The sequence below is a fragment of the Mesorhizobium sp. AR10 genome, assembly GCF_024746795.1.
In the GTDB taxonomy this organism is placed as follows: Bacteria; Pseudomonadota; Alphaproteobacteria; order Rhizobiales; family Rhizobiaceae; genus Mesorhizobium.
The window spans coordinates 2,819,652-2,839,987 of sequence record NZ_CP080524.1; the positions used below are offsets into that span (position 1 = coordinate 2,819,652).

General features: G+C 59.7%; 15 protein-coding genes. 10 read left to right on the forward strand and 5 right to left on the reverse strand.

The genetic code is table 11. From position 1 onward, the window contains the following. Positions 1-19: 19 nt before the first annotated feature. The 5 genes from LHFGNBLO_RS17290 to LHFGNBLO_RS17310 form a co-directional block, all read right to left on the reverse strand. Positions 20-1,033, reverse strand: coding sequence for a glycoside hydrolase family 3 N-terminal domain-containing protein (locus LHFGNBLO_RS17290; RefSeq protein WP_258609294.1), 1,014 nt, complete (start codon positions 1,031-1,033; stop codon positions 20-22). A 12-nt stretch (positions 1,034-1,045) separates the two neighbouring features. Continuing rightward, positions 1,046-2,698, reverse strand: a complete 1,653-nt coding sequence (locus LHFGNBLO_RS17295; protein WP_258609295.1) for a GMC family oxidoreductase — start codon at positions 2,696-2,698, stop codon at positions 1,046-1,048. Positions 2,699-2,786: 88 nt separating this feature from the next. Beyond that, complete coding sequence (locus LHFGNBLO_RS17300) at positions 2,787-3,956, reverse strand: Gfo/Idh/MocA family protein (protein ID WP_258609296.1); 1,170 nt, start codon at positions 3,954-3,956, stop codon at positions 2,787-2,789. A gap of 273 nt (positions 3,957-4,229) precedes the next feature. Further along, complete coding sequence (locus tag LHFGNBLO_RS17305) at positions 4,230-5,849, reverse strand: GMC family oxidoreductase (protein WP_258609297.1); 1,620 nt, start codon at positions 5,847-5,849, stop codon at positions 4,230-4,232. Positions 5,850-5,917: 68 nt separating this feature from the next. Beyond that, entirely contained in the window at positions 5,918-6,619 is a 702-nt protein-coding gene (locus tag LHFGNBLO_RS17310; protein WP_258609298.1) for a hypothetical protein, read from the reverse strand. Between the two features lie 497 nt (positions 6,620-7,116). Between LHFGNBLO_RS17310 and LHFGNBLO_RS17315 the strand changes: the two genes are divergently transcribed. From LHFGNBLO_RS17315 to LHFGNBLO_RS17360, 10 genes are all read left to right on the forward strand, one after another. Next, positions 7,117-8,004, forward strand: coding sequence for a sugar phosphate isomerase/epimerase family protein (locus LHFGNBLO_RS17315; protein WP_258609299.1), 888 nt, complete (start codon positions 7,117-7,119; stop codon positions 8,002-8,004). Between the two features lie 32 nt (positions 8,005-8,036). Continuing rightward, positions 8,037-9,185 carry an NAD(P)-dependent oxidoreductase gene (locus LHFGNBLO_RS17320; protein ID WP_258609300.1) on the forward strand — a complete coding sequence of 383 codons (1,149 nt, stop codon included), beginning with the start codon at positions 8,037-8,039 and terminating at the stop codon, positions 9,183-9,185. 655 nt (positions 9,186-9,840) lie between these two features. Further along, complete coding sequence (locus tag LHFGNBLO_RS17325; protein WP_258609302.1) at positions 9,841-11,643, forward strand: thiamine pyrophosphate-binding protein; 1,803 nt, start codon at positions 9,841-9,843, stop codon at positions 11,641-11,643. A 229-nt stretch (positions 11,644-11,872) separates the two neighbouring features. Further along, positions 11,873-12,823 (forward strand): sugar ABC transporter permease, encoded by a 951-nt coding sequence (locus LHFGNBLO_RS17330; RefSeq protein ID WP_319944229.1) that lies wholly within the window; start codon positions 11,873-11,875, stop codon positions 12,821-12,823. Further along, a complete protein-coding gene (locus tag LHFGNBLO_RS17335; protein WP_258609303.1) occupies positions 12,813-13,715 on the forward strand; it encodes a carbohydrate ABC transporter permease in 903 nt (300 codons plus the stop codon). Before LHFGNBLO_RS17330 ends, LHFGNBLO_RS17335 begins: the two co-directional genes overlap by 11 nt. Positions 13,716-13,719: 4 nt before the next feature. After that, positions 13,720-14,829, forward strand: a complete 1,110-nt coding sequence (locus LHFGNBLO_RS17340; protein WP_258609304.1) for an ABC transporter ATP-binding protein — start codon at positions 13,720-13,722, stop codon at positions 14,827-14,829. Between the two features lie 7 nt (positions 14,830-14,836). Then, positions 14,837-16,405, forward strand: a complete 1,569-nt coding sequence (locus LHFGNBLO_RS17345) for a GMC oxidoreductase (RefSeq protein ID WP_258609305.1) — start codon at positions 14,837-14,839, stop codon at positions 16,403-16,405. Then, positions 16,402-17,187, forward strand: coding sequence for a sugar phosphate isomerase/epimerase family protein (locus LHFGNBLO_RS17350; RefSeq protein ID WP_258609306.1), 786 nt, complete (start codon positions 16,402-16,404; stop codon positions 17,185-17,187). The genes LHFGNBLO_RS17345 and LHFGNBLO_RS17350 overlap by 4 nt, the downstream gene beginning before the upstream one ends. Positions 17,188-17,419: 232 nt before the next feature. Further along, positions 17,420-18,688: an ABC transporter substrate-binding protein gene (locus LHFGNBLO_RS17355; protein ID WP_258609307.1), complete on the forward strand. Its 1,269-nt coding sequence runs from the start codon at positions 17,420-17,422 to the stop codon at positions 18,686-18,688. Between the two features lie 160 nt (positions 18,689-18,848). Then, the gene (locus tag LHFGNBLO_RS17360; RefSeq protein ID WP_258609308.1) at positions 18,849-20,312 is read left to right on the forward strand and encodes an aldehyde dehydrogenase family protein; all 1,464 of its coding nucleotides are present in this window, start codon (positions 18,849-18,851) and stop codon (positions 20,310-20,312) included. Positions 20,313-20,336 lie beyond the last annotated feature (24 nt).

Here is a 20,336-nt window from a genome sequence, read left to right on the forward strand (position 1 = left end):
CTGAGGTAGGGGATGACATTCATGCTTGCCACGCACTGCTGGCCAGAGAACGAACGGCGTTCGCCGCACGAGCGAGCGATTCCCGTCGGAGATCGCCACCCTCGACCGACCGAGTGATGCGTGTGGCAACCTCATCAACCTGAGGGCCGGATGCGAGAAGCAGAAGGTCGACACCGGCTTTCAGCGACGCGATTGCGACATCGGCCACGGTCCGTCCCCGCAAAGTACCCGGCAAATCAATGTCGTCCGAAACGATGAGGCCTTTGAAATTGTGGGCCCCTCGCAGCATGCCTACGACCTTGGCCGAGGAGGAGGAAGGCTCATCGGGATCGATCGCGTCGACAGGAATGGGGCCGGTCATGATTGCGCGCACACCCGCCGCGATGGTCGCATCGAAGCAGCGCAAATTCGGTGCGAGTTCTTCCAGCGTTGCCGTCACAGTGACGGTGTCGCTGTCGAACGGATCGACCAGAACATGGGGATGACCAGGGAAATGCTTTGCCGTTGCGACCAGGCCTTCTTCCTGTACACCGCGAATGAAGGCGCTCGCGACACGACCTACGATATCCGCGTCGGTGGAAAAGGTGCGATCGCGCAACCACGGATTTCTGCCGGTCACCAGATCAACAACCGGCCCCAGAAAGAAATTGACCCCGCAGAGCTTGGCTGCTCGCGCCGCTTCAGAACCGAAGCTCCTGATCTCGTCATCGTTCATTTCCAGCACATCGCGAGGGTGCGCCAGCTGAGGTCCGAAGTGGTGCAAACGATGCACGCCTCCCACTTCGTAATCGACGGCGATCAGCACGTCGCCAGCGAGAGCACGAGCGCGGTCGGCATAAGCCGACAGTTGCTCCCGGGTCTCATGCCGCTGCCGTTCAGGCGACATGCGGCGTGCCATGTACTCCCCGCGCGTTGATCCGAGGAGCGAGGCGACGCCGCCTGACCGAAAGAAGGACGCAGAGTCCACAGTGAAATCGGCATCGCCGAAAGCTGGGAGCAATACGGCATAGGCATCGCGGTAAATCTGATCCATCGTCCAACAGTCCTACAATCTCTGTGCTTCGAGCGAGCGCGCGTCGGGCAGGCTGATGCCGTTTGCGGCGGCAGGCCGATCTCGGAGAAGGTCCGCAGCCTTCTCGCCAATCATGATGACGACCGAATTGAGGTTGCCCGATATGACATCGGGCATCACCGACGCGTCAGCGATCCTGAGCCCTTCCACACCATGGACACGCAATTGCGGATCGACCACTGCCATGGAATCGCGCCCCATACGGCAAGTGCCGCAAGGATGCAGGCCGGGGTGGGCCTGCGAGCGTACGAACGCATCAAACTCGGCCGTGGTCGAGAGAGGCCTGGGTGGGATGTGTGCCTGTTCGACGTATCGGGACAGCACTGGCTGCCCCATAATGTCCTGAACGAGGCGAACTCCATCCGCCAGGCAGTGGATGTCGTCCGGATGAGTGAGATAGTTCGGTACGATCCTCGGCGGCCGGCTGGTGTCCCCACCCGCCAGCTCGATGAAACCACGCGACTTCGGTCGAGTCTGCGAAACACTGATCGTGCAGCCGTTGCCACCGGGCACGGTACCGACACCTTCTTCGACGCCGGCGCCAGCAAGAAAAAAGAGCTGGATGTCTGGATTGGTCGTTCCGTTCGAACTCCACCAGAAGCCTCCGGCTTCCGCGACGTTGGACGTCACAGGCCCGCTGCGGAAGAGCATATACTCAAGGCCGGCCTTCGCAGCCCACCATGGCTTCTTGTATTTGTCATAGCTGTACGGGCCGCTCAGGCCGTACACGAGCGACATTTCCATGTGGTCCTGATAATTCTGCCCCACCCCCGGAAGGTCGCAAACGACCGGAATGCTGTGAGTTTCAAGATGGTCAGCAGGCCCCACTCCCGAGAGCAAGAGCAAGTGTGGGGTGGCGATCGCGCCTGCCGACAGGATGACCTCACGCTCGGCCCTGAGACGATGGCGCGTGCCTCGCTCTACAAACTCGACCCCGACGGCGCGCTGTCCTTCGAACAGAATGCGGCGCACCTGGCACTTCGTCCTTAGATCGAGGTTGGGCCGACCCATCGCGGGGCGGATGTAGGCAACCGCTGCGGAAGAGCGACGCCCATCCCGGGTGGTGACCTGATAAAGCCCAACCCCCGACTGGTCACCTGAATTGAAATCGGAATTGTAGGGCAGGCCGGCCTGTTGGCAGGCCTGAAGCCACACCCGCGTCAGCGGATGTATGTATCGTGCATCCGAGACGCCGAGCGGTCCCTGGCTGCTATGCGCCTCTCCCTGAAAACGGTTGTTTCCTTCGGCCCGCTTGAAGTACGGGAGAACGTCCGCGTAACTCCAGCCTTCTGCGCCCCCGGCAGCCCATCCGTCGTAGTCGTCGGGCACGCCGCGGACGTACAGCATCGCGTTCACCGAGCTGCCGCCGCCAAGCACGCGCGCCTGGATCATTGTCGGGCTCTCAGCCGGCGCCTGCTCCGGGCTGCGCTCGTAGGAGTATCGCGACAGAAGCGGACCTTTGCACACCTTGTAGTAGGTAACCGGGAGATGGATCCATGGGTTGCGATCCGCCGGGCCCTGCTCGAAGAGCGTGACATGCGTGTCGGCATCTTCCGTCAATCGACCGGCCAGCGTGCAGCCGGTGGAGCCGCCACCCACAATGATGTAGTCGGGACGTCGTCTCATGTCAGCGCAGCCATTGGTGAAGCGAGGTCAAGGTCAACGGAACTGTCTTTCAGGGGGCCAGGATCGATGGGCATAGCGTTTGTCACGATCAAGAATCGGGAAAGGGAACCCAGGACCTTAGCGACGAGGACTTGACGCAAATCTCGGACAACAGCACGCCGCGCAGCCCCTCGTTTATGTCCGCAAGCGGAATAGGCAGTGCCTCACGCCAGTTGCTGCCGGCTTCCAGGGCTGTCGCGTAGTCCGAATAGAGCACAGCCAGTGCCTCAAGATAGGCTTCGGGATTGCCGGCAGGCAGGCTGATTGAGCTGGCTGCGTCTGCGGTCATGTCCCGGTGTCCGCGGCGATAGATCAGATCAGCCTCGCCGAGACGCGAAACATGGAGTGTCTCCGGTGCCTCTTGCTGCCACTCAATGGTTGCCTTCGTGCCAACTATCTTGAAACGCAAACCATTGCGGTGCCCGGGCGCGGCGAGGGCAGCCCACAACAGCCCGTTGGCGCCGCCGTCGAACTCCATCTGCACCACATCGGTATCATCAAGACCGAACGAATCGATGGTTTGCATCAGCTTGGCGCTAAGCGCCGTGCATCGCTGCCCTGACAGAAACTCGAGAATGTTGAAGGCGTGTGTGCCGATGTCTCCAAGTGCACCGGTCAGCCCGGCCTTTGCTGGATCACCACGCCAGACAGCGCCCTTGCCAAGGCTCGAAGGACCGTTGGCGAGCCATTCCAGCAGATACTCGACATACATGAACCGGATCTGCCCGATTTCTCCCGCGCGGATGCGCGCACGGGCATCGCGGACCATTGGGTAACCCGTATAGGTGTAGGTCATGGCGAAGAACGTGTCATTCGCCGCCGCCAGTCTTTGGAGTTCGCGAGCCTCGTCCGATGAATTGACGAGCGGTTTGTCGCATATGACCGGGATGCCTGCCTCGAGAAACAGCTTGCACGGTTCGAAATGCAAATGATTGGGCGTCACAATGATCGCAACGTCTATGGCGTCGTCTCGCGCCGCCTCGGCTGACGCCATGTCGCGGAAGTTCAGGTAATTCCTGTCTGTTGATATGCCCAAGGCTTCTCCTGCCTCCAGGCAGGTTTGCGGGTTGGAGGAGAAGGCCCCTGCCACGAGGTCGAAACGGTTTGCGAGGCGCATGGCCGCCCTGTGGATACCCGCGAAAAAAGATCCACGGCCGCCTCCCACCATTCCAGCGCGGAAGCGGCGCTTGCGCGGAATATCACTCGTCAACAGGCCCATGAATATCTCCCCGCCCAGGGGAAGTCCTCAGCGTCGGTCTGAAGATCTCGCATGGGTGCCGGCTTCTAGTCGGGCCGGAGTTGTCTCCGGAAACTCCCAACTCGCGCATCCTTCCATGCGCCAAATTGGTCAGCAATTTCGCAGACTTGAATTGACTGGCGCAAACTGAAGCACTTGGAATACAGGCCTGAACGCCCCGCGAGCATCGACCGGTGCTTGGGTCGCGCGTTTGACGACTACTCCAACGCGCGAATGTGGAGAAACAGCGCGCTGCTAGCCGCCTGTTTTCCGATTGCCCAGGATGATATCCGCCCCCTTCATCGCGATCATCGCCGTCGGCGTATTGGTGTTTCCGGAGACGATCAGAGGCATGACGGATGCATCCACAACACGAAGCCCATCCACGCCGTGGAAGCGAAGAGAAGCGTCAACCACAGCCTGCCTGTCTGCCGCCTTACCCATCCGCGCCGTGCCCACTGGATGGAAGATTGTCGTTCCTATGTCGCCAGCTGCCTTCGCGAGGGCTTCGGCATCGTCTCCGATCGACTGTCCTGGCAGATACTCTTCGGGGTGGAGGTGGCGCAGGGCCTCTTGTTTCATCAGCCGACGCGTGACGCGTATCGCATCGGCGGCCACCTGACGATCCTCGTCGGTGCTCAGATAGTTAGGTTTGATGGAAGGAGGCTTCGCCGGGTCAGGCGACGTAATTTTGACGTTGCCGCGCGAAGTCGGGCGCAGATTGCATGCTGCGACCGTTATCGCCGAGAAACGGTGCAGCGGGTCACCGAATTTATCCAGCGAAAGCGGCTGCACATGGAACTCGATGTTTGCTCGATCTTGCGTTGGATCCGAACGCGTGAAGATGCCAAGCTGTGATGGGGCCATTGTCAGCGGTCCCCGCCGCCGCACGGCGTAGTCCAGGCCCATCAGTCCCTTCTGGAAGAGGGAGTGATAGGTATCGTTGAGTGTTCGCGCCCCGCGGACCTTGTATATTGCGCGCTGCTGAAGGTGGTCCTGCAGGTTTTGTCCGACGCCCGGACGATCGATGATGCAGTCGACGCCGGCCTCTCGAAGCCACTTGCCTGGCCCGATACCGGAGCGATGCAGAATCTGCACCGAGCCGATTGCTCCGGCGCTCAGGATTATTTCGCCGCGCGTGTGTGCCACTTGCTGCGAGCCGTCTGCGCGGTAAAAGCGGACTCCGCTGACGCGATTGTCCTTCACCAACAGCCGATCGACGAGGACATCGGTTGCAAGTTCCAGGTTGGATCTGCCGAGCGCCGGTTTGAGAAAGCCCCTCGCGGATGACCAGCGGCGGCCCCGCTTCTGGTTCACGTGGAAATAGCCGGCGCCTTCATTGTCGCCGGTGTTGAAGTCGTCCGATCTGGGTACCCCCATTTCGATCGCGGCATCGCGCACGGCGTCAAGGATCGGCCATGAAAGCCGCGGAGCCTCTACGCGCCATCCTCCGCCGACACCGTGATGCGGCCCATTCCCCAGGAAGTGATCCTCAAGCCGGCGAAACACCGGAAGCACATCGCTCCAGCCCCAGCCGGGCAAGCCGAGGTTACGCCAGGTGTCATAGTCGGCGGCCTGACCGCGCATCGCGATCATTGCGTTGATTGCCGACGACCCGCCAATGACCTTTCCACGCGGATAGGCAAGGCTCCGGCCATTCAGGCCAGGCTCGGCCTCGGTGCGAAACATCCAATCCGATTTTGGATTGCCGATCGCGAAGAGATAGCCGACTGGTATGTGAAACCAGATCCAGTTGTCTCGCCCTCCGGCCTCGAGAAGCAGGACCCGGTTCGCCGGGTCTTCCGAAAGCCGGTTCGCCAGAATGCACCCCGCGGTCCCCGCGCCGACAATGATGTAGTCGTAAGCGTCCTGCATCCTTGATCCTCAGTGTTACCAGATGCAATGCGCGCCGCACGAGCGTGAAAGCATACCCGATCGGCGGGTCAGGCCTGCTTCGGATGCAACTCGATTGCCATCCAGATGCAGTCTTCGTCCGTCCAGCCTCTGTGCCAGGGATAGATATAGTTTCGCCTGCCCGTTACCCTCACGATCGGGTCATGAGTGTCACCCGGCGCGGTTGAAATCTCGCGATACACTTCGGCTCCTGTCTGGTCCTTGAAAATCTGTATGCGGCCGAGTCCGAAGATTTGGGTGTGTATCTCCAGGAAGGAGTGCGTGTTGTGGATGCCCGCATCCGTTCGAGCCGGCGCCCACCAGAGATTGAGCTGTATATCGTATCGTTCGGTTTCCTCGAGCGGTTCCGGATGATTGGAGAACCGCCACGGATTGAGCGTCACCTCGCCGACGATGTCATGCTTGGAGATATAGAGGGGCGTGGTCCTGGGAAATTCTGCCATGCGGTTCCCGAACCAATCCCAGCCGTCAAGCGTGACGCCGCCGAGGTTTGTGGGGTCCGGGACGTCGACGATTGATACGCGTTCGGCCTGCGCAATCGTGCCGCCTTTCAAGATCGTGGACTTCCAGGGCGGTATCACGCCTGGGACGTCGCCAGCGACAATTATCGCCTGATTGGACAGATTGGTTACGACGCCATTCGCAGCATAGTCACGCACCCTTTCGACGAGATGCGCTCGGACAAATTTCCCGTCGAACGAAAGCGGGCGGCTGCGATTTTCTTCCTTCATTTCTTACTCCGAAAGCCAAGTGGTGCCGAGAGCCAGGCCCGTGAAAATCAGGAAGCGAAGCCTTTGGTGCTCTTGGTGAGTACATAGCTGAAATGCGGGCGCAGGTATCTTACCAACCAATGCCACCCAACCAATGCCGTGCATGTCAGAACGGTGCATCTTCGCAACATGGGGGAGGCTGGGGGTAATCACAATTTCGCATCGTTCCGATACTTGGCGCAAATTGAAGCATCGCCCAAGCCGCTTACCAAAGGGGCGGCTGTCGCGGGTTCGGCAAGGGTGGGGCCAGACAGCAGAAGTCAGGCCTGCCCAGGCTACCAAGAGGCGCGTCCCGACCTGACGACACACAGTCACACGCACGCCAACCTGCGTCAGAAATCATCGTTTTGCGAAATTGCGTCGTTCTTCCGGATCAGGGAACCTACCTTGTCGACGCGGGCTAGCGTGTGCAGGCACGAACTTTCCTTCGCTCCGAAGTCCATCGCAGAAAGTGGAAGATGACGCTCCAGGCCGAGAACGCCCTGATATTCAACACAACCGCCGCCAAGCGTGCGACGCTTTCTAAAGAGATCGACGTGGCGCGCTACGCGGGCTTCACCGGGATCGAGACAACCGCTGCGAAGGTCCTTAGCTACCTCGATGCAGATCATTCCGTTTCCGATCTCAAAGCGGCCCTCGGCGGACTTCCCATTTATGGGATCGGCACGGTCTTGAACATTGAGCGCCACGGTGGGGACGCCCGGTCGTTGATTTCGGACGCCCGCTCCATCTTTGAACTCGCACATCATGTCGGTGCAGGCGGCGTGCAGGTCATTACCGGCCCGCTAGACTATCGTGAAGTCGTGCGTTTCAGGGAAGGCAAGCCAAAGGCGGGCTACCGGGGTGTGCTCGACTATGAGGAAGAAGATCGTATCGAGATCACTGCGGGAAATCTGAAGATGCTCGCCGAGATCGCGCAAGAGTTCGATCTGATCGTTTATCTCGAGGCCCTCGCATGGTCGCCGGTCAATTCCCTGGCGCATCAAGTTGCACTCCTGCGGAAGGCAAGCCAGGACAACCTCAAAATGGTGGTTGATTATTGGCATTGCTATGCATCCGGGGACCATCCTGAGGACGTCGCCAGGATCGACGGTGATCTAATCTATGGGGTCCACGTTTGTGACTCCTTGCCGCTTGCAGGCGGTGTTCCGAATGAATCGGTGTTGCGCGACATACCGACGGGCGAGGGCGTTCTTGACCTCAAAGCCTGGACCGACGCCGTCAAGGCCACGGGATATGCGGGCTGGTGGTGCTCTGAGACTTTCTGTCGGAAGCTCCAGCAGGAAAATAGCTATGACGTCGCCAGCCAAATGAGGGCGCAACTGGCTAGCCTTATATCGAGCTAGGCAGCAAGCCGCGCTTCGGCTGGAAGTCTGGAGTGGCGGTTGGCGCTATCCGTGAAGTCTTCAGTGTGGCTGATGATGGCGACTTGGATGCCCACAATAGGTCCTTGCTGGGATTTGCAGAGCAAACGTGGATCTCCGATGCCGAGTGGCTGCGTGGGGCAGTTCGAGAGCTACGCCATATCGAAAGGGAAGGCGCCGTCAGCTATCGCATTCGCATGAACTATGCCGAAAGCGGCGGCGGCCTGCCGTACCAGCCCGTGCGCTACCGAAATCTTGTCCTCGATGCTGATCGAAACGCGGAGCTAATGCAGTTGAAACGTTCTGTCACGGTCATCGGTCTTGGTTTCATGGGTTCGGCTCTCGCCCGCGCCCTGGCTTCCGCCGGTTTTAGTGTCTGCGCATGGACGCGGTCCGCCACCCGGCGAGCCGAGTTCTCGAGCGAGTTTTATGTACCCGCCTCGGCAGTCGACGCCGTCAAGGCGGCCGACGTCATTGTCCTTTGCATCACCAATTTCGACGCCTCAGCGGAGTTCCTGGGGTTAGCCGGCCTGGCTGAAGCGCTCAGAGGCAAGACACTTTTACAATTGACATCCGAGTCCCCCGAGGAAGCTCGGCGTTTCGCGGCCTTGGCCGAGCCGTTGGGTGTGGCCGTCCTCGATGGCGCGATCGCCACCATGCCGGCAAGCATCGGCAATCGCGACGCCGTCATCTATTACTCTGGCGACAGAGCCATCTTCGATCGCGCACACGACATCCTGGCTGCAATGGCTGGCAAGCCAACATATTGCGGCGCCGATCCGTCGGATGCTTCATCGATGGACATGGCGTGGCTGAGCTTGTTCTACAGCGCAGCGCTTGGCCTCATCCAAGGCATCGCGATCTGTCAGGCCGCCCGGCTCGATCCTTCGACCTATCTCAACGCGACCCCTTCCTATCTGCCGGAGATCCTGGCGATGTCGAAGGATTTCGAGCGTCAGACGCGGTTGGACAATTTCACCGGCAACCAAGCCAACATGACGCTGCATCTGGGCGGTGCGGCGCAAGTGCTCGCCATCTGCGCGGCAAAAGGACTGGATACTCGACTGCCGCAGGCCGCGGTCGACCTGATCCAGAAATCCATCGACGCCGGCTGCGCGGAGCTCGAATTCGCCGTTGCGGCCAAAGTCATCAGGCCGTCGTGATCGCCGACAACCGGTTTCGAGCGATGGCTGTGAAGGCAGGTGAAGCAGGCATGCAAATGGCCGAACATCATCAACAAGCTCTATGGCGGTTTCCATTACGCAGTTCGCCTCCTTTCTAAAATTCTTGCAAATTTCTAAAATTCTTGCAAATTCCTAAAAATCTGGTTGTATCGATCTAATCGTAACCAATTGTGAGGGTTGGAAGTGCGTCGTAGTGCTCTTGGCTGCTTGCTAAAGAGGTATGCGAAGGACGTTCGATCGTTTGTCGACAGTGCGTCAGAGCGGTCACGGTATCTGGTGAGGGTTCATGGAATTGCGCGACGCCTGGTGGACAAGCGCGGTGCAGGCTACGCGGTCAAATTCACAAAGTTGGCCGCCGCTCGATCGTCCGGCAAGCGCGGAACTATGCTCAAGGCAATCGCGCAATCGGTTTACGATTTGACCCGACTGGACATCTACTACCACTGACTGGCCAGGGTCCGGCACACCAGCGGCCGTTGGTCTGCAACGCCCGACCAGGTCGGTCGCGTCGTGACGACAGTCGTCTCAATCTGCCATATTTGACTGACGCGTTGAGGTCTTGAAAAAAACTATTGCAAAATCGCTCTGGGTTCGTTAGATCGATCTAATTGCCTAATAAGCACGGGGAACAAAAGTGCGGCTTACCGGTGGACAGATCGTAGCGAAGGCCCTCAAGGCCTATGGCGTTGAGTATGTTGCGGGCATTCCCGGTCACGGGATATGGTCGTTGTTCGACGCCTTTCTTGAGGAAGGATCGAACATCCCGTTCATTCAGGTGATGCACGAGCAAAGCGCGGTCCATCTTGCTGACGGCTACTACAGGGCAAGCGGAAAAGTCATGGCCTGCTCCACGTCGATCGGGCCAGGCGCAGCGAACACCATCATCGGGCTTGCCACCTGCTACACGGACTCCGTCCCGGTCTTCTATGTTTCCGGCGGACCCGCAACCCACATGAAGGGCCATGGGGTGATGCAGGAGATCGAGCGCCAGCAGGAGAATGCTTTTCCCCGCATTACCGAGCAGGTTACCAAGCGTGCCTACAAGGCGGGGCGGGTTGACGAGCTTCCCTTCATCATGCACCGGGCCTTCAACACCATGCTGTCCGGAAGGCCGGGCCCGGTCCATGTGGAGGTACCGATGGACCTGCAGACCGATGCCGCCGACGTGTCGATCCATCCGCTCGAGTTTCGCATGGCGACAGGCGTCGCTTATCCTGATCCTGTCGCCGTCGAGCGGGCGGCAGCTCTGCTGCTTGCCGCCGAACGTCCCGTCATCCTGGCCGGCGGGGGCGTAATCACTGCAAATGCCTCAGATGTCTTGAGCAAGCTCGCCGCCAAGGTCGGCGCAGCCGTCTCCACCACATGGAACGGCAAGGGTGCGATCCCTGAAGATCATGCGCTCAGCATCGGGGCAATCGGCCAGACCGGTACGCTCTGCGGCAATCAGATAACCGCCGGAGCCGATGTGGTGATGTCGGTCGGCTGCCGGTTCACCGACTGGTCGGCGTCGAGCTACCGCAAGGGCGCAAGTCTATCGATCCCGCCGGCAAGGCTGATACACGTCGACATTGATCACCACGAGATCGGAAAGAACTATCCAGTAGAGGTCGGCATCGTCGCCGATGCGCGGGCGACGCTGGAGGCGATCCTCGCACTGATCTCCGATCAGCAGTCGCGGCGCTGCCTCGATAGGCGGCAAGGCTATTTTGCACGAATTCAGGCCAGCAAGTCCGATTGGGAAGCCATGCTGGCGCCGCGGCGCGACTCGCGCGAGGCGCCATTCACCTCGCAGTTTCCACTCGGCGAATTGCGCAAGGTCATGGATCGCGATGGCATCGTACTAGCGGGTTCCGGCAACACGCAAGGCGCGGTCAAGCAGACTTTCCCGGTTTATCAGCCGCGCACGCACATCACGTCCGGCTCATTCTCGCCGATGGGATGGGTGCTGCCGGCAGCCCTTGGTGCCAAGCTCGCTCAACCAGATCGCCAGGTGGTCGCGGTCATGGGCGACGGCGACTTCATGATGTCGCTACCTGAAATGGCGACCGCCGTCATGAATGACATCGGCGCCGTGTTCCTGGTTCAGAACAACCGTGGCTACATGTCGATCCGCGGCGGACAACGCAAATTTCTTGGCCGTCACCTTGCCAGTGAGTTCAACTACCACAAGGGCAACGGGGAGCCCTATACGGCCGATCTTTCGGAGATAGCCAAAAATTTTGGGCTACCGTCCTGGAAGGTGAATGAGGCCGACGACCTGCGCCCGGCGCTGGAGCGGGCGCTCGCTTCCGGTGGTCCTGCCCTCGTCGAGGTTACAACTGCACGGGACGCGGCCGGACCGTTTGTCACCGGATGGTGGGATTTCCCTTCGCCCGAATACTACGAAAAGGAGCAGGCCGAATACCAGGCGGGACGTGCTCTCGAACAGCATTTGTAATTCATATCCGTCGCTTCTCTCCTCCCTGAGACGACGGCCTCGCCGGTGCGCGGAAACAAGTCGCCGCGCACCGGCATTTCTCTTGAGAAAGGTACGTGCCGCTCAGTATGGCGGCATCGGCGCGGCCGGGCCCTGTGAGGCTGATGACAAAGACGAGATTCGGCCGGGAACGCCGGGCAGATAATAGATCGATCTAATACCGCCTATTAAAGGCAAATGGGAGATCACAATGGCAGGGTTACTGGCCGAATTGTATGGCGGTGCCGACGCTGCGCGAACCGAAAAACTGCCGGGCCGCTTCAGGGTTGGTTTGGCGCGGATGATGTCGCTGATCGTGCTGTCGCCGTCTCTGCTCATCCTCAGCGTCTTCGTCTACGGTTTTGCGATCTGGTCCCTGGTGATTTCGATGACGTCGTCGAAACTGGCGCCGAAATACGACTTCGTTGGGCTTGACCAATATTTTGCGCTCTGGTCGATGGATCGCTGGCACGTCGCAGTCAGCAATCTCGCGATCTTCGCCGGTCTGTTCATTTCGCTGTCCGTCGGGCTTGGCCTCTTGCTCGCCATCTTTCTCGATCAGCGCATCCGCGCCGAAAATGTCATTCGCTCGATCTACCTTTATCCAATGGCGATTTCCTTCATCGTCACTGGAACCGCCTGGAAATGGATTCTCAATCCTGGCCTAGGCATTGAGAAACTGGTTCGCGACCTGGGGTGGGCAAGCTTCTCGTTCGACTGGGTCGTCAACCCCAACATGTCAGTCTACACGCTGGTCATCGCCGCCGTCTGGCAGAGTTCAGGCTTTGCCATGGCAATCTTTCTCGCAGGTCTGCGCGGGGTCGATCAGGAAATCATCAAGGCAGCGCGGATCGATGGCGCCGGGTCTTGGCTGATCTATCGCGCCGTCATCATTCCGATGCTGCGGCCGGTCTTCCTGACCGTGGTTGTGATCCTGACCTACCAAGCGGTCCGGTCGTTCGACCTCGTCGTATCGCTCACCGGTGGAGGTCCCGGGTTCTCTTCCGATCTGCCAGCGACTTTCATGTACCAGTTCGCCTTCAGCCGGAACCGCATGGCACTCGCCGCGGCCAGCGGGATGATGATCTTCATGACGATTGCGGCAGTGATGGTCCCCTACATCTATTCGGAACTTCGTCGGGAGGCCCGCAATGAGCGCTGAAGCGACCTTGGGCGCACCGAAGCGCGAGGCAGGAGCTGGATTGTCCCGGCTTCTTGGCCGGGTATTCATCTACGGCATCCTGATCCTGTTCGCGCTCTACTATCTGATGCCTTTGTTCGTGATGATCGTGACATCGCTCAAGGACATGTCCGAAATCCGGGAAGGCAACCTGATATCGCTGCCGCGCAACCCGACTTTGGAGCCGTGGCGGGTGGCCTGGATGGAGGCCTGTGTCGGCGTCGACTGTCCGGGAATTAGAGGATTCTACGCCAACACTTTCCTGATGGTGCTGCCGGCGGTGACGATCTCGACGCTGCTTGGATCGTTGAACGGGTTTGCATTGACCAAGTTCAATTTCCCGGGACATCGTCTTGTCTTCGGCCTGATCATGTTCGGCTGCTTCACGCCGTATCAGGCGATCCTCATCCCGATGGCGACGGTGCTCGGAAAGCTAGGGCTTTCAGGCAGCCTGTGGGGCCTGATCCTGATCCACGTCATCTATGGCCTGCCGTTCACCACACTTTTCTTCCGCAACTATTACGTTTCCATTCCACAGGATCTGGTGAAGGCAGCACGGGTCGACGGAGCCGGCTTCTTCCGGATCTTTTACCACATCCTGCTGCCGATCTCGGCGCCGATTGCCATCGTCTCTGTCATCTGGCAGTTCACCAACATCTGGAACGACTTCCTGTTCGGCGCGTCGTTCACTTACGGACGCAACGCGCCAATCATGGTCGCTCTCAACAACATCGTAAACACGTCGACCGGCGAGCGCCCATACAACGTCCAGATGGCGGCAGCGATCATGGCCGCTCTGCCCACCCTGATTATCTACGTCTTTGCCGGGCGCTACTTCATCCGCGGCCTGGTCGCTGGTTCCGTGAAAGGTTAGTGCCATGTCTTCCCTTACGATCAAGGACATCTCCAAACGCTTCGGCGGATATCAGGCGCTGGACAACGTAAACATCGAGGCGGACTCCGGCGAATTTCTGGTGCTCCTCGGACCTTCAGGATGCGGAAAATCGACGCTGCTGAACATGATCGCGGGATTGGAAACCGTAACCGAGGGGTTGATCCGGATCGATGGGGAAGTGGTGAACGACCGCGATCCGAAAGATCGCGACATCGCCATGGTATTCCAGTCCTACGCGCTCTATCCGAGCATGACAGTTCGCGAAAACATCTGCTTCGGCATGAGGGTCAGGAAGGTGCCGAAGGCGCAACAGGTCGAGTCCGTTGGCCGCGTCGCCAGGATGCTCCAGCTCGAATCATTGCTGGACCGAAGGCCCAGCCAGCTCTCGGGCGGGCAGCGCCAGCGCGTCGCCATGGGACGTGCGCTGGTACGCGATCCGAAGGTATTCCTGTTCGACGAGCCGCTTTCCAACCTCGACGCGAAGCTGCGGGTCGAAATGAGGACCGAAATAAAAAAGCTTCACAAGAAGCTCGGTGTGACGATCGTCTACGTGACGCACGATCAGATCGAAGCGATGACGCTAGCCACCAAGGTCGTCGTCATGCGCCAGGCGCGAATTCAACAAGTTGGATCGCCGCAGGAGATCTACGATCGACCCCAAAACCTGTATGTCGCAAGCTTCATCGGCTCGCCGCCGATGAACCTCGTTCCCGGGACATTGCGCGAAGATGGCGGCCAGGTTGCAGTCGAAACCACACTCGAGAGTGGCGCCAAGCTGGTAATTCCAATGGGGCGTGCGACCCCGGCCATGGCGCCGTACTTCGGCAGCAAGATCATCCTTGGAGCGAGACCGGAAATCATCACGGAACCGGGCATCCATTATGATGGTGCGACCCCATATACATTCGATGCCAGGGTCGAGGTGGTCGAGCCGACCGGCTCCGACAATCTGGCGATCATCAGTCTGGGCGGGATCGATGCGATCGCACGGCTGCGGCCCGGCGCTGGTGTTGCCGGGAAGCCGATGTCGTTCAGCATCGACACCAGCAAGGCGTTGCTGTTCGATCCGCAATCCGAACAGCGCATCGCCTGAGGCCGCAGTGCGCGAGCAGCGAGACTTCGATGTGATTGTCGTCGGTAGCGGTGTCGGCGGCGGCGCCACTGCACTGCGGCTGGCGTCCTCCGGCCTCTCCATTGCCCTGGTCGAGCGCGGGACATTCCTGCCGCGCGAGGCCGAGAATTGGAATGCCGATGAAGTGTTCCGGCGCCAGCGGTATCAGTCACCTGACGAGCGCTGGTCGTTCGATGGCGGCAAGCCGATCAAGCCCGCGTCCTACTACTTCGTCGGCGGCGCCACCAAGCTGTTTGGCGGCGTGATGATGAGGCTGCGCGAGCGCGATTTCCAGAAGATCGAGTATCCAGACGGGCTCTCTCCAGCATGGCCGATCGGATACCAGGATCTGGAACCCTACTATGGCCAGGCCGAGCGGCTTTTCGGGGTGCATGGACATCCCGGTGTCGACCCGACAGAACCGCCCCTGACATCGCAACTGCCGTTCGGCCCGGTCGATCACGACCGGCCGAGCGAGCAATTCATCTACCAGTTGAGGGACCGCGGTCTGCGGCCGTTCTCCTTGCCGCTCGTGCTGCAACGTCATTCCGGCGGTGCTTGCGTGCGGTGCGGGACATGCGATGGCTATCCCTGCCTGGTTGGCGCCAAGTTGGACGCAGAGTTGGCGCTGGTCCGCCCGGCAATGGCGCACCGAAACGTCACCCTGCTCGACAACAGCATGGTAACGCGGCTTGAGCTTGATCCAGCAAGCAACAGGATCAGCCGCATTGTCGGGCTTCGGGACGGCCAGGAATTCTCGCTGCGTGCGAAGGTCTTTGTTGTTTCGGCTGGCGCCATCAATTCGGCAGCCCTGCTCCTGCGCTCCGTCGGCGGGCGATCGCCGCGCGGCATTGCCAATTCCTCAGGCGTGGTTGGGCGCCACTACATGGCGCACAACTCGTCGGTGGTGATGGCGGTTGGTTTGAAGAAGACAGGAACGGTCTTTCAGAAGAGCTTCGGCGTCAACGATTTCTACTTCGGCGACGAACACTATCCCCATCCGATGGGCAATGTGCAGATGATCGGCAAGCTGCATGGCCCTATGCTTGCGCACCGTACGCCGATGTTGCCGCCGCGGTTGCGTCAGGCAATCGCCGACCGCAGCGTCGATTGGTACCTGCAGTCCGAGGACCTGCCGCATCCCGACAGTCGGGTTTCTGTTAGCGCAGACGGCTCGATTAGGCTCGACAGGAAGGTCACGAACCTTCGCTCGCACAAGGAACTGGTCAAGCGGATATGTGGCTTGATGCGTTCCCTCGGCTACCCACTGGTGCTGAGCGAAATGCTGGGAGCTCGCACCACATCCCATCAATGCGGCACGGTCAGGATGGGCAGCGATCCGAAGCAAGCGGCGCTCGATGCATTCTGCCGGACCTATGATCATCCAAATCTGTTCGTCGTCGACGGCTCCTTCTTTCCGTCTTCGGCGGCGGTCAATCCGTCGCTGACGATCGCAGCCCAGGCCCTGCGCGTCGCAGACCACATGCTTGAGGAAGATTTCGGAATCGGGCAGGCGGGCGAGCGACCCAAGGTTGCCACCGAAAGGATCGATAGATGACGACAGTCTCGTTCCAGCTCTTCACAGCAAGGCGGTTCGGGTCTCTGGATCACATCCTTTCACGCCTCGCCAGCCATGGCTACAAGGCGGTTGAGGGGTACGACGATTGCTACGCCGATCCGAAAATCCTTGCATCAATGTTGCACGAAAACGGCCTCATCATGCCGACGGGGCACTTTGGGCTCCATCGCCTGGAGGACGTGCGATCAGTCGTTGACGTTTGTCGTCAAGTCGGCATCTCCACAGTCATTGGGCCTAACATCGAAAAGGCCAACCGACCCGACACGATTTCCGGTTGGAAACACATGGGTCGGGAGCTCGCCTCGATCGGCAGAGCGATTGTCGCCGAAGGCTTGTCGTTTGCCTGGCACAACAATGATTTCGAATTCATGCCCGCGCGGGACGGTACGCTACCGATGCAGATCCTGCTTGAAGAGACCCCAGACACTGGCTGGCAGTTCGATGTCGCGTGGGCGATCAAAGGCGGCAGTGATCCGGCGTGGTGGATGGATCGCTACGGACCTCGGATCGTATCCCTCCACTTGAAGGACATCGCAGTATTAGGCGAAAATCTGGATGAGGATGGCTGGGCGGATGTCGGTCACGGTGTCCTCGATTGGCCGTCGCTTGTCAAAAGCGCGCTGGAGAAGACCCATGCCTCGACTTTTGTGATCGAGCACGAGGCTGTCTCGGATCTCGACAGGTTCGCCGCCAACTCCTTGCTGGCCGCACGCGACTGGCTACGAAATGACAGTTCGCGCAACTCTATTGTATCGATCTAATACGCGTGCTATCGTTGACGTGTTTCGGATTCCAAAAGGCATTCGCCCCCGCGTGACAGGGGGAAACAAGTAACCTTGAATGGGACAGATCGCAAAAGTACCGTTTTCGTTTCGGTCTGCTTTTAGATCGATCTAATGGCAGGCTAAGAATGCGTAGCCGCATAGGGCGGCTCAGTGGCTGTCCGTCCGGGCCGCTGACGACGCGGGGGACGGTAATCAATGGGAGACTGCAATGATGAGTATCAATAGAACGATGATGCGCGGATTGGTCGTCGCATCGGTATTTGCCCTGGGCTCGGTCAGCGCCGCGTTCGCCGATGGCAAGGTCGAAGTGATGCATTGGTGGACATCGGGTGGCGAGGCGAACGCCTTGAGCGTCCTGAAAGACGCCCTGAAGTCAGACGGGATCAGCTGGGAAGATTCTGCGATCGCAGGCGGCTCCGGGACCAACGCGCTTCAAGTTCTGCAAGCTCGCGTGGCCTCCGGAAATCCGCCAGCTGCGATGCAGATGCACGGCCAACAGATCCGCAGCTATTCGGAAGAAGGCCTGCTTGGTGACCTGTTCGAAGTCGCAAAGGCGCAGAACTGGGACGCTGTCATGGCGCCGGAATTGCAGGCATTCGCTAAATACAACGGTGTCTATGTCGGCGTGCCGTTCAATGAACACCGTCACAATTGGATGTGGACAAGCAAAAAGATCATCGATCGCTACGACGGCAAGGTGCCGGCAACCTGGGACGATTGGTTTGCGCTTGCAGACAAGATGAAGGCGGGCGGGGTGCAGCCTCTCGCCCATGGCGGCCAGCCTTGGCAGGAGTTCATGCTCTGGGAGGACATCCTGATTTCTGTTGGCGGGCCGGAATTCCACAAAAAGGCCGTCGAGAAACTGGACGCGCAGTCGCTGCAGAGCGACTCGATGGTGAAGACATTCGATATGTTCCGGAAAGTGCTCGGCTACGCCGACACCAACGCAGCAAACAGGGATTGGAACCTCGCGACTGCAATGGTGATCGAAGATCAGGCGGCGTTCCAGTTCATGGGAGACTGGGCAAAGGGCGAATTCACTGTGGCTGGCAAGAAGGCCAACGTGGACTATGTTTGCTCCCCTGCTCCTGGCACCGAAGGAACCTATGTGTTTCTGGCTGATTTCTGGGGCTTCTTCCCAGTCAAAGACGAGGCGGCGAAGAAGGCTCAGTCCGAGATGGCCCGCCTTACGATGGACGCAAAGGTGCAGACGGAATTCAATATCCGCAAGGGATCAATACCGGCCCGGATCGACATTGATCCCAAGGCCTTTGACGAATGCGGGCAGGCCGCAATCGCCGACCGTGCCGCGGCGGCTGCAAAGGGCAATGTTCTGCCTTCGCTGGCGCAGAACCATGCGCAGTCGCGTGAGGTACGCGGTGTGTTCGAAGACGTTATCACTTCCTTCGCGAACAATCCGGCGATGACGTCGGCCGACGCCGTCGCGCAACTGAAGTCGGGTCTGGCCGGTCTTTGACCGCGTAGCAAAGCCGGGGGGCGGGAGCATTCTCGTCCTCCGGTAGTTCGTAGCATTCGAAGTACACAAAGAACCTTACAGGCGCCCTGTGACAGCCCCGATACATCCGCTGCGAATACGCCCATTCATCCGGTCCGGCCTGCCTGAGTTACCGCACAGGATGAAAATGTTGATCGGCGGCAAATGGGTCGACGCTGCTGCCGGTCAAACGTTCTCGCGATCCTCCCCAGGCAACGGAATGGAAGTAGGCATCTATCCTGAAGCCGGCGCCGAGGACGTTGACCGCGCGGTGGCTGCCGCTCGCTCGGCCTTCGACGCGGGCGAATGGCCCTACATGGCGGCAGAAGATCGAGCACGCATTCTGACGCGCACCGCGGAGCTGATCCGAAAGAATGCCCATCGGATTGCACTGATCGAGACGCTGGAAAGCGGCAAGGTGATTTCCCAGGCTCGCGCCGAAATGGATTGGTCAGCAAACCTCTGGGACTATTGCGCCGGCGTGGCGCGGACACTGCACGGCGACAGCCACAACAACCTCGGGCCGAACCTGATCGCCAACGTCATGCGCGAGCCGATCGGGGTGGTGTCGATCATCACGCCGTGGAATTTTCCATTGCTGATCATTTCGCAGAAACTGCCTTTTGCACTCGCTGCCGGTTGCACGGCAATCGTAAAGCCGAGCGAATTCACGCCTGGGACGACCCTGATCCTGGGGGAACTGCTGATGGAGGCGGGGCTGCCCGACGGGGTCGTCAACATCGTCACTGGCCACGGCCACCCAGCGGGCCAACGCATGCTCGACCATCCCGGCGTCGATATGATCTCCTTCACCGGGTCCACAGCTGTCGGCAAGATCGCGGTGCAATCCTCCGCGCAGCAGCTGAAGAAAGTGTCGCTCGAACTTGGCGGCAAGAACGCCCAGATCGTGTTTGCCGATGCAAACCTCGAAGAGGCGGCAGACGCCATCATCGAAGGGGCATTCAAGAACGCCGGAGAGAGCTGCAACTGTGGCGCCCGGCTGCTTGTCGAACGCAGTATCCATGACGAACTCGTGCAGCGCGTGGCGAAGCGAGCTCGGACTGTCAAGGTCGGCGACCCGCTTGACCCGGAGGCACAGATCGGTGCGATCATCAGCCCCGCTCAACTCGACAAGATCGTCGGTTTCGTCTCGCGGGCCAGAGAGGGCGGGGCCGGCGTGCTGCTTGGCGAGGGAAGGGTGCCGTCGGATTCCGGTCTTTACGTCTATCCTTCCATCCTGACAGGTGTGGATCCGCAAATGGAGGTGGCCAACAACGAGATCTTTGGACCGGTGCTTTCCGTGATCCCGTTCGACACCCCCACCGAAGCTGTCGCGATCGCCAATCAAACGGATTTTGGCCTCTCGGTCGCGGTATGGACATCGGATTACGAACGCGCGGTCGCGATGACACGCCGGCTCCAGGCCGGTACGGTCTGGGTCAATACCTACTCCTCGGGACCAGCCGAGCTACCGTTCGGCGGATACAAGCAAAGTGGTATCGGGCGGGAGAACGGCCGCGCCGGTGTCGAGGAATTCACCGAACTGAAAACAGTTCAATTTCATTTCGGTGGCCGTCAGGCCTGGTGGGTGCGAGGACAGCGCTGAACCAACACGATGTGGGTCTGGCCG